Annotated in this window: 11 protein-coding genes; all 11 read left to right on the forward strand. The window is 49.5% G+C overall.

The window, feature by feature from the left end:
* The first annotated feature begins 56 nt into the window (after positions 1-56).
* Complete coding sequence (gene cysK, locus E6W40_RS21170; protein WP_136607583.1) at positions 57-995, forward strand: cysteine synthase A; 939 nt, start codon at positions 57-59, stop codon at positions 993-995.
* A 253-nt stretch (positions 996-1248) separates the two neighbouring features.
* Positions 1249-2793 (forward strand): anthranilate synthase component I family protein, encoded by a 1545-nt coding sequence (locus tag E6W40_RS21175; protein WP_246073170.1) that lies wholly within the window; start codon positions 1249-1251, stop codon positions 2791-2793.
* Entirely contained in the window at positions 2790-3371 is a 582-nt protein-coding gene (pabA, locus tag E6W40_RS21180; RefSeq protein ID WP_136607585.1) for an aminodeoxychorismate/anthranilate synthase component II, read from the forward strand. Before E6W40_RS21175 ends, pabA begins: the two co-directional genes overlap by 4 nt.
* The gene (locus E6W40_RS21185) at positions 3368-4276 is read left to right on the forward strand and encodes an aminotransferase class IV (RefSeq protein WP_136607586.1); all 909 of its coding nucleotides are present in this window, start codon (positions 3368-3370) and stop codon (positions 4274-4276) included. Before pabA ends, E6W40_RS21185 begins: the two co-directional genes overlap by 4 nt.
* Positions 4257-5120 carry a dihydropteroate synthase gene (folP, locus tag E6W40_RS21190; RefSeq protein WP_136607587.1) on the forward strand — a complete coding sequence of 288 codons (864 nt, stop codon included), beginning with the start codon at positions 4257-4259 and terminating at the stop codon, positions 5118-5120. The genes E6W40_RS21185 and folP overlap by 20 nt, the downstream gene beginning before the upstream one ends.
* A gap of 22 nt (positions 5121-5142) precedes the next feature.
* The gene (gene folB, locus E6W40_RS21195; RefSeq protein ID WP_136607588.1) at positions 5143-5505 is read left to right on the forward strand and encodes a dihydroneopterin aldolase; all 363 of its coding nucleotides are present in this window, start codon (positions 5143-5145) and stop codon (positions 5503-5505) included.
* Between the two features lie 9 nt (positions 5506-5514).
* Positions 5515-6063, forward strand: coding sequence for a 2-amino-4-hydroxy-6-hydroxymethyldihydropteridine diphosphokinase (gene folK / locus E6W40_RS21200; protein WP_136607589.1), 549 nt, complete (start codon positions 5515-5517; stop codon positions 6061-6063).
* Positions 6015-6218 carry a helix-turn-helix domain-containing protein gene (locus E6W40_RS21205; RefSeq protein ID WP_136607590.1) on the forward strand — a complete coding sequence of 68 codons (204 nt, stop codon included), beginning with the start codon at positions 6015-6017 and terminating at the stop codon, positions 6216-6218. The genes folK and E6W40_RS21205 overlap by 49 nt, the downstream gene beginning before the upstream one ends.
* Before the next feature lie 61 nt (positions 6219-6279).
* A complete protein-coding gene (gene dusB / locus E6W40_RS21210) occupies positions 6280-7302 on the forward strand; it encodes a tRNA dihydrouridine synthase DusB (RefSeq protein ID WP_136607591.1) in 1023 nt (340 codons plus the stop codon).
* Positions 7303-7521: 219 nt separating this feature from the next.
* Positions 7522-7998, forward strand: a complete 477-nt coding sequence (greA, locus tag E6W40_RS21215) for a transcription elongation factor GreA (protein WP_136607592.1) — start codon at positions 7522-7524, stop codon at positions 7996-7998.
* 147 nt (positions 7999-8145) lie between these two features.
* Complete coding sequence (gene lysS / locus E6W40_RS21220; protein ID WP_136607593.1) at positions 8146-9663, forward strand: lysine--tRNA ligase; 1518 nt, start codon at positions 8146-8148, stop codon at positions 9661-9663.
* Positions 9664-9921: the final 258 nt, after the last annotated feature.

Genomic DNA, 9921 nt, shown 5'->3' on the forward strand with positions numbered 1-9921 from the left:
TGAATTAGCATATATTAAAACTAGAATACTACAGTTAAAAAGGGAGGATTTATTCCATGGCTAAAGTCGTTAATAATGTTACTGAACTCATCGGTAGTACCCCGCTTGTTCGTTTGAACCGTTTGGCTCCGGAAGACAGCGCAGAAATCTATCTCAAACTTGAATACCAAAACCCGGGTTCCAGCGTAAAAGACCGGATCGCTATCAGCATCGTTGAGGAAGCGGAGAAAGACGGGACTTTGAAACCGGGCGGTACGATCGTTGAAGCAACGAGCGGCAATACGGGCATCGGCCTTGCTATGGTTGCTGCAGCAAAAGGATATAAATCCGTTATCGTTATGCCTGAAACCATGAGCTTGGAGCGCCGCAATCTGCTTCGTGCTTACGGAGCCGAGCTGGTGCTGACACCAGGAGCGGAAGGCATGAACGGCGCAGTTAAAAAAGCCGAGGAGATCGTAAGCGAGAACCCTGGTTACTTTATGGCAGAGCAGTTCAAAAATCCGGCTAACGTAAAAATTCACCGTGAAACTACAGGCCCGGAAATCGTAGAAGCCATTGAATCCATTGGTGGTACGCTGGACGCATTCATTGCCGGCATCGGTACTGGCGGTACGATCTCAGGCGCGGGTGAAGTGCTGAAGCAAAGCTTTCCGAATGTGAAAATCGTAGCGGTAGAGCCTGCGGCTTCTCCAATTCTGTCCGGCGGTAAACCAGGACCTCATAAAATTCAAGGTCTTGGCGCCAACTTTATTCCTGACATTCTGAATCGTGAAATTTATGATGAGATCATCCATGTTGAAAATGATGAAGCCTTCGACACAGCGCGTCGTGTTGCGAAAGAAGAAGGAGTTCTTGCAGGCATCTCCTCCGGCGCAGCAGTATTTGCTGCACTTAAGGTAGCCAAAGAACTTGGAAAAGGCAAACGTGTCGTTGTGATTATTCCTAGTAACGGGGAACGTTACCTGAGTACGCCGCTGTACAATTTTGAAGGATAAGTTTGCAGAACAATGTGTTCTGACATTTAATATGATTCTCGCCCCTGCTGCTGTCCTTACAGTAGCAGTTTTTTTTAGGTTGCAGATCGTGTTTTTGTAAAAACCTGAGGGAAAAGTCTTTTCAAAAGGGCATCTGGCAAAGTATACTGACAACCAATAGAAAGCTCTTGCAGCAAAGGGGATGAGGAATGTGAACGGGAACAGCAGGTTTACGCATGAACATTGGAAGAGGTGGGTGGAGCAGGGTTACACCATGCTGCCATTTATACTTGAAATGGAGCTGGGGAAGGATGTTTCAGGCCTCCCTGCTTCTTGGTCCCATGCCTGGGAGCAAGCGTCCCCGCATTCTTTTGTCCTCGAGAGCGGCAAGGATGGACGGTATACCTATCTGGGGCTTAAGCCTGTATCCATTCTTAAGGGAAAGGGAGAACAGGGCGAGATTACCGTATTAAAGGCTGGTAGCAGCACTGAACATACGGCAGGGGCGCCCTTGGATGTCATCAGGCGTTGGATGGAGCCCTTTCAGGCTCCCAAGCCGCAGGATGATGAGGAGCAATCAGCGGGACTGCCTCCGTTTCTCGGAGGATGTGTCGGATTTTTAGGATATGATGTGGTTCGCTTCCTGGAATCTCTGCCTGTGAGTGCAGCGGACAATCCGGATATACCCGATTACCTCTGGATGCGGCTTGAAGAGGTATGGATTTACGATCATTCAGCACATAAGCTGATTTGCGCAGTTCATAAGCCAGTATTGGCAATTGGAGATCTGGAGCGCATATATGAACAAGCACAGGAACAGGCACGGTCTATGCTGACGCAGTGGCGCTCTTTTACGGAACAAGTACAGGCAGAGCTGGATGAAGAGCGGCTTTTGCGGCAAAGGCATATGATGGATGCACAGTCGCAGCAGGACCAGGGACAGTGGCCTGGAATGAAAAGCGCTTTTCCACAGGATGCTTTCGAGCAGGCGGTAGAGACGATACAGAACTATATCCGGCAGGGCGATGTGTTTCAGGTTAATTTGTCGCTCAGGCAGGAGCAGGAGCTGAATTCAGATCCGGAGCGTACTTATGAATGGCTGCGGATTTTGAATCCGTCGCCGTATATGGGAATGCTTCGCTCACCAGGCTTCAGTCTTGTGAGCGCATCGCCTGAGCTTCTGGTCAAGCGGCAGGGAGAGCGGATCAGCGCACGTCCGATTGCTGGTACCCGCCGCCGCGGGCATACGCAGGAAGAGGATATCGCGATGGCGGAAGAACTGCTCAGCAGCAAGAAGGAACGTGCGGAGCATGTCATGCTCGTTGATCTGGAGCGCAATGACATCGGCAAGGTGGCAGCTTACGGCACGGTGAGGGTACCGGAGCTAATGACCGTCGAGCACTACTCCCATGTCATGCATCTAGTGTCACAGGTGGAAGGAGAGCTGGCTTCCGGTAAAGGTGCATTTGATGTCATCGCTGCTTTGTTTCCCGGAGGGACAATAACGGGAGCACCCAAAGTTCGGACGATGGAAATTATTGAGGAGCTGGAGCCGGTAAGACGCGGACCCTATACAGGCTCCATGGGCTGGATTGACTATAACGGAAATTTGGAATTAAATATTATCATAAGAACACTGGTCGTATCGGATGGAATCGGCATGATTCAAACAGGCGCTGGAGTGGTCATTGACTCCGAGCCGTATCGTGAGTATCGTGAATGCCATAATAAAGCCAAAGCCATCGTCAAGGCAGTCCTTTTAAGTGAACAGGAAGCGGCTGCTGACATGACCCGGCAGGAAAAGGGGATGAGAGTATGATACTGGTGATCGATAATTATGACTCTTTTACGTATAACCTGGTTCAATATCTTGGTGAACTGGGAGAAGAAGTGAAGGTAATCCGCAATGATGAAATTGATATCCAGGGTATTGAAGCGCTCGCTCCGGATCATATTCTGATATCGCCAGGCCCATGCACTCCCAATGAAGCGGGAATCAGTCTGGAGACCATTGCGCATTTTAAAGGGAAAATTCCGATTTTCGGCGTCTGTCTTGGACATCAGGCCATCGGACAGGCATTTGGCGGACAGGTTGTCCGCGCTGAGCGATTGATGCACGGCAAGACCTCGCTGATTTTGCATCACGGAACTTCCATATTTGAGGGCCTGCCATCCCCGTTCACGGCGACTCGGTATCATTCCTTGCTGGTGGAACGCAGCACACTGCCTGAGTGCCTGGAAATTACGGCTGAGACGGAAGAGGGCGAAATTATGGGATTGCGTCACAAGGAATATCCTGTAGAGGGTGTACAGTTTCATCCGGAGTCGATTATTACCGATTACGGACACCAGATGCTCCGCAACTTTCTGAAGCGGACAGCAACGACTAACGCATGAAGTGGATTCTGCTGAACGGTACATGTATCGATGCTTCTGCTGCCGTGGTTTCCGTTATGGATCACGGCTTTTTATACGGTATGGGATTGTTTGAGACCTTCCGTACCTACGGAGGCAAGCCATTTTTGCTGGAGAGGCATTTGGACCGACTGGCTCAAGGCTGCGAAACACTGGGAATCGGGACCGATACCCTGCCTGATCCCTATCAGCTGCGGCAATCTATCAGCGAATTAATGAAGGCGAACGGCCTGGAGGAGGCGTATATCCGCTATACCGTTAGCGCGGGTGAAGATGTGCTGGGTTTGCCGACAGGGAAATACAGCCGCCCGAGTCAAGTACTCATGGCTAAAACGCTGCCGGAAGCTTCTGGTGAGCTGTATACCCACGGGAAAGCACTGCAGCTGCTCAATACCAGGCGCAATACCCCGGAAGGCTCTGTAAGGCTGAAGTCGCTGCATTATATGAACAATATTTTGGCGAAAAGAGAGCTTTCCTCTTACCCTGAAGCCGTAGGCCTTCATGCCGAAGGTCTGATGCTGAATGCGGATGGATATCTCTCGGAAGGAATTGTGAGCAATCTTTTCTTCGTTAAAAATAATCAGCTATATACGCCGGATACAGCCTGTGGACTGCTTCCAGGCATTACGCGCGGACTGGTGCTGGAGATGGCAGCTGCTGAAGGCTTGAGCTGTGAGGAAGGGTTTTATACATGGGAGGATGTAGCCTCGGCCGATGAAATATGGCTGACCACCTCGATTCAGGAGCTGGTGCCTGTAACCACGCTCATCGACGGTTCGGGTGCATTGTCACTAATTAGCGGCGGTCGCATCGGGCCTGTCACAGGCAGGCTGCTTCGACTGTATCGGCAGCAAACGGGAGGCTATCATGAAAACGACAATTTATGAACGAAACTATACCATGGGTAAAGCAGTGCTTGAACTTGGAACATCTACGAAAATCATGGGAATCTTAAATGTAACGCCTGATTCCTTTTCTGATGGTGGCCGGTATGTTGATCCTGAACAAGCAGTATGTCACGCGCTGCAGATGGTTCAGGAAGGAGCGGATCTGATCGATATCGGAGGTGAATCGACACGGCCCGGATTTGAACCTGTCTCTGCGGAGGAGGAGCTGCGCCGCGTCATTCCTGTTATTGAGGCTCTTCACCGTGCGGCTCCGCATATTCCGATTTCAGTAGATACCTATAAGGCAGAGGTCGCCCGTAAGGCAATAGAAGCTGGAGCCCATATCATGAATGATATCTGGGGAGGCAAAAAAGATCCGGATATGCTGAATGCGGCTGCCGAGCTCGGCTGCCCGATTATTTTAATGCATAACAGGAAAGATATGAACTATAGTGATTTTGCCACTGACGTTGTGCAGGATCTGAAGGAAAGTGTCGAACTTGCGCTGAAGGCCGGTGTGGATGAGAGGCAGATTATTTTAGACCCGGGCGTCGGATTCGCCAAGAACGGACCGGAAAATCTGCAAATTATGACGCAGCTTGATCGGCTGGTGGATATCGGGTATCCGGTGCTGCTCGCGACTTCACGCAAAAAGTTTATCCGGACAGTCTTGGATCTGCCAGTAAACGACATTGTCGAAGGAACGGCTGCTACCGTTGCATTCGGTATTGCCCAAGGCTGCCAAATAGTACGAGTGCATGATGTGAAGCAGATCAAACGCACCGTGACGATGTGCGACGCCATGCTGTATGCATCAACGGACACCAGACGGATCGGCTCTTAATTTATCGGAGGGATGACGGATTATGGATAAAATGAAAATGCATCGCATGGAATATTACGGGTATCATGGCGTTTTTGAAGAGGAGCGTAAGCTGGGCCAACGCTTTTATATTGATCTGGAGCTTGAGCTGGATTTGCGGGCTGCCGGGGAAAATGACGATCTGACCCAAACGGTAAATTATGCCGAAGTTCATGAAGTTGTGAAAAAAGTCGTTGAAACCGAGTCTTTCCGCCTGATCGAAGCATTGGCCGAACGTATTGCATCCTCGGTACTGGACACTTATACTAGTATCGATGCATTGACGGTCAAAGTGACCAAACCGCATCCTCCCTTTGACATCCATTTTCAGGGCGTCACTGTGGAGCTCCACAGAACAAGAAAGTGAGAACCCATCATGAATGCACATTCCACCTCTGACTCATCAGAGGCTTATATTGCTTTAGGGGCCAATTTGGGTGACCGTGAAGATACGCTGATGGAGGCGCTGCGCCGCCTCGATGAATCTCCCGATATCACCGTGCTCCACTGCTCCAATATCTATGAAACCGAGCCGGTTGGTTATGTGGACCAGCCTTTGTTTCTGAATATGGCCGTACGGGTCCGCACAATCCTGAATCCATATGGATTGCTGCATGTGATGCAGCAGATCGAGAAGGAGCTCGGAAGAGTCCGCCATATTCGCTGGGGTCCGAGAACCGTCGATTTGGATCTGATCTGGATGGAAGGGCAGAAGGAGGACACGGAAGAATTGATTCTGCCTCATCCCCGTATGGAAGAGCGTATGTTTGTGCTTGCCCCGCTGAAGGACATTGTGCCTACGGATGAATCCTCCGGTTTGCGGACTGTAGTCATGGCAGCAGTGGAAAGACTGGATGGAAAGGAAGGTTTGCAGCTTTGGAAAACTTGCAGCTGGCGCAGCGTATCCGCGCCTTCCGGAAACTAAAGGGATTTACACAACAAGAGCTGGCATCCGGGTGCGGCATTTCGCTGGCGGTGCTCGGTGCTATAGAACGCGGAAACCGGCGCGCTGATGAACAGACGTTGACGAGAATTGCGGAGGTTTTGGACATTTCGCTCCAGGAACTCACCAATCAATAGATTTACTGCTTCAGGACGGACATATATTTGAACAAATGATTTCAAGGAGCGAATGGACCACATGCTGAAGATTGGCAATATTGAAATGAAGAACCAGGTCGTTCTGGCTCCGATGGCGGGAGTATGCAACCCGGCATTCCGGCTCATAGCCAAGGAATTCGGAACCGGACTGGTTTGTGCCGAGATGGTCAGCGGAAAGGCTATCGTACATGGCAATCAACGCACACGGGAAATGCTTTTTGTCGACGAACGGGAAAAGCCGCTCAGCCTGCAGATTTTTGGCGGTGACCGTGAATCGCTTGTGGAAGCTGCGAAAGTCGTTGATACGCAGACCAACGCCGATATTATAGACATCAATATGGGCTGCCCTGCACCAAAGGTTACCAAAGTTGATGCCGGCGCCCGCTGGCTGCTGGATTCGAATAAAATTTATGAGATGGTTGCTGCGGTCGTGGATGCCGTTGATAAGCCTGTGACGGTTAAAATGCGCACCGGCTGGGACCACGATCACATCTTTGCGATTGAGAACGCGCGTGCAGTCGAGCGTGCAGGAGGCCAGGCCGTCAGCGTACATGGTCGTACCCGCGAGCAGCTGTATACCGGCCACGCCGATTGGGATATTATAAAGCAGGTTAAGGAGTCGGTATCGATTCCTGTCATCGGAAACGGGGACGTGGTGACACCGGAGGATGCCCGCCGGATGCTGGACCAAACGGGTGTGGACGGAGTTATGATCGGGCGGGGAGCGCTTGGCAACCCTTGGATGCTGTATCGTACGATTGAGTATCTGAAGACCGGAAAGCTCCTGTCTGAACCACCTGCGGAAGAGAAGATCCGCATAGCGATTTTGCATATGGATCGGCTTATTGCCTTAAGAGGGGAATCGGTTGCCGTTCGCGAAATGCGTAAGCATTTGGCATGGTATCTGAGAGGACTGAAAGGCTCTAACCGTATCAAGGATGAGATAATGGAAGGAACAAAGCGGGATGAAATGGTCAGAATCCTGGAGGATTTTGTAGCCAGCTTGAACGAACGGGCGGAGGGGGAAGCAGACACGGCGGAAGAAGCAGTCGTCTCCCAATAATGCCCATGCATATGCCAGAGGGCACGTGATTGACATTTTGAAATGCTTACCATATAATTTTTCAGTATAAATTCGACTTTATCCTTAAAACAGCAGAGGGATGTTCTGATCCTTCAGACTTTGCATAAATATAGATTGATCTAAAGATAACATGATAGTTCTTTCTATAATGATTACGGTAGTTTTAAATTTATTTACATGACAGGAGAATCGGTTAAGATGAGCGATAAAGAAGTCATTCTAACACAGGACGGACTCAAAAAGCTGGAAGACGAACTCGAGAACCTGAAATCAGTCAAACGGCGCGAGGTGGCAGAACGTATCAAAGTGGCCATTGGCTACGGGGATATCAGTGAAAACTCGGAGTACGAAGATGCCAAAAATGAGCAGGCTTTTATTGAGGGGCGCATCATCACACTGGAAAAATTGCTTCGCAATGCCCGGATTATCAACAGCGACGAAATCAATACTGATGTTGTCGGAGTCGGTGCTACGGTAATCGTGCAGGATCTGGAGTTCGGTGATACGATGGAATACACGATTGTGGGTACGGCTGAATCCGATCCCCTTAACAATAAAATCTCGAACGAAAGTCCAGTGGGTAAAGCCATTTTGGGCAAGCAAAAAAACACCACAGTGGATGTTAACGTTCCTGCGGGCGTGGTTCAATACAAGATCATCGATATCAAAAAGTAAGATCCGCATGCTTTAGGGATTGTTAGAAAGCTTCCTTTAGGAGGCTTTTTTTTCAGATATATAGAATGAACTTTAGTACATTCTAGGGTAGACACCTGTGTACGTTTGACGAAAGCAGGCAGTGAGATAGAAGGAGTGACGTTTGAAATGTCGGAAGAAGTAAACAACCACGAACAAGAATTAGAACTTAGCGAGATGCTCCAAATTCGCCGCGGCAAACTGGACGAGCTCCGCAGTCTGGGAATTGATCCTTTTGGAAAAAAATACGATCGGACTCATCATGCAGGCGATTTGATTGCAAAGTATGACGGAATGACCAAGGAAGAGCTGGACGAGCAGCATGCTGAAGTGCGCGTTGCAGGCAGAATTATGGCCAAACGTGGCATGGGTAAAGCTATTTTCGCTCACATCCAGGATCTCAGCGGTAAAATTCAGATTTATGTGCGCCAGGATTCTGTTCCTGAAGAAGCATTTGCTGCGTTCCGCCTGCTTGATCTCGGGGATATTGTCGGTATTGCCGGCACCATGTTCAAGACCAAAACGGGAGAAACCACGATTAAAGCAAGTGAAGTCGAGGTTCTTTCGAAGTCCCTCTATCCGCTGCCTGACAAATACCATGGTTTGAAGGATGTTGAGCTTCGCTACCGTCAACGTTATGTTGACCTGATCATCAATCCTGAAGTGCAGCAAACGTTCATTACGCGTTCCCGTATCATTCAGTCGATGCGCCGTTATCTGGACTCCCAGGGCTATCTGGAAGTAGAAACGCCAACTCTGCATGCTATCGCAGGCGGTGCAGCGGCGAAGCCATTTATTACACATCATAATGCGCTTGATATGCAGCTTTACATGCGTATTGCTATCGAACTTCACTTGAAACGCCTGATCGTCGGCGGCCTGGAAAAAGTCTACGAAATCGGACGTGTATACCGTAACGAGGGTATTTCCACGCGCCATAATCCCGAATTCACCATGATTGAGCTGTATGAAGCCTATGCGGACTACCAGGATATTATGAACCTGACCGAAAGCATGATTGCCCATATTGCCCAGGAAGTGCTTGGCACTCAGGTGGTTAACTATCAGGGACATGAAGTGAACCTGGCACCTGCATGGCGCCGAGTATCTATGGTAGATGCCGTTAAAGAAGTGAAGGGCGTTGACTTCGGCGTACACATGACGAATGAAGAGGCGCATCAACTTGCGAAGGAACATCACGTTAAAGTTGAACCGCATATGACCTTCGGCCATATCCTGAATGCATTCTTCGAAGAGTTTGTAGAGGAGACCTTGATTCAGCCGACATTTGTAACCGGACATCCGGTAGAAATCTCGCCGCTGGCGAAGAAGAACGAGCAGGATCCGCGCTTTACGGATCGCTTTGAGCTTTTTGTCGTGGCACGTGAGCATGCGAATGCTTTCAGTGAGCTGAATGATCCGATTGACCAGCGTCAACGTTTCGAAGCACAGATCAAGGAACGTGAGCAGGGTAATGACGAAGCGCATGAGATGGATGAAGACTTCCTGAACGCGCTTGAATATGGTATGCCTCCTACAGGTGGCTTGGGCATCGGTATTGACCGTCTCGTAATGCTGCTGACCAACGCTCCGTCCATTCGTGACGTACTGCTTTTCCCTCACATGAGAAATCGTACGCAGGAGTAGTCATATTAAAGTAAATGGGGATATTCCTCATCATATAGAAAAGGAACAGCGTGACTTATTCACGTCTGTTCCTTTTTTGTTTATATAAACCGGGTTGTGGGCGGCAAAGCGTAAACAGGTGACGCTTAACGATGTTACGCATCATATCTGTTGTTACGACATCTGGTCTAAGCACAGCGTGGATCGCGACACTCCGGATGTTTTACTCATCATATTTACGATTGTGGATCTAAGAAACGAAGTAAAAGCAGAATTCAT

Origin of the sequence: Paenibacillus dokdonensis (genome assembly GCF_004916975.1) — a bacterium.
GTDB classification, from domain to species: Bacteria; Bacillota; Bacilli; order Paenibacillales; family Paenibacillaceae; genus Paenibacillus_AQ; species Paenibacillus_AQ dokdonensis.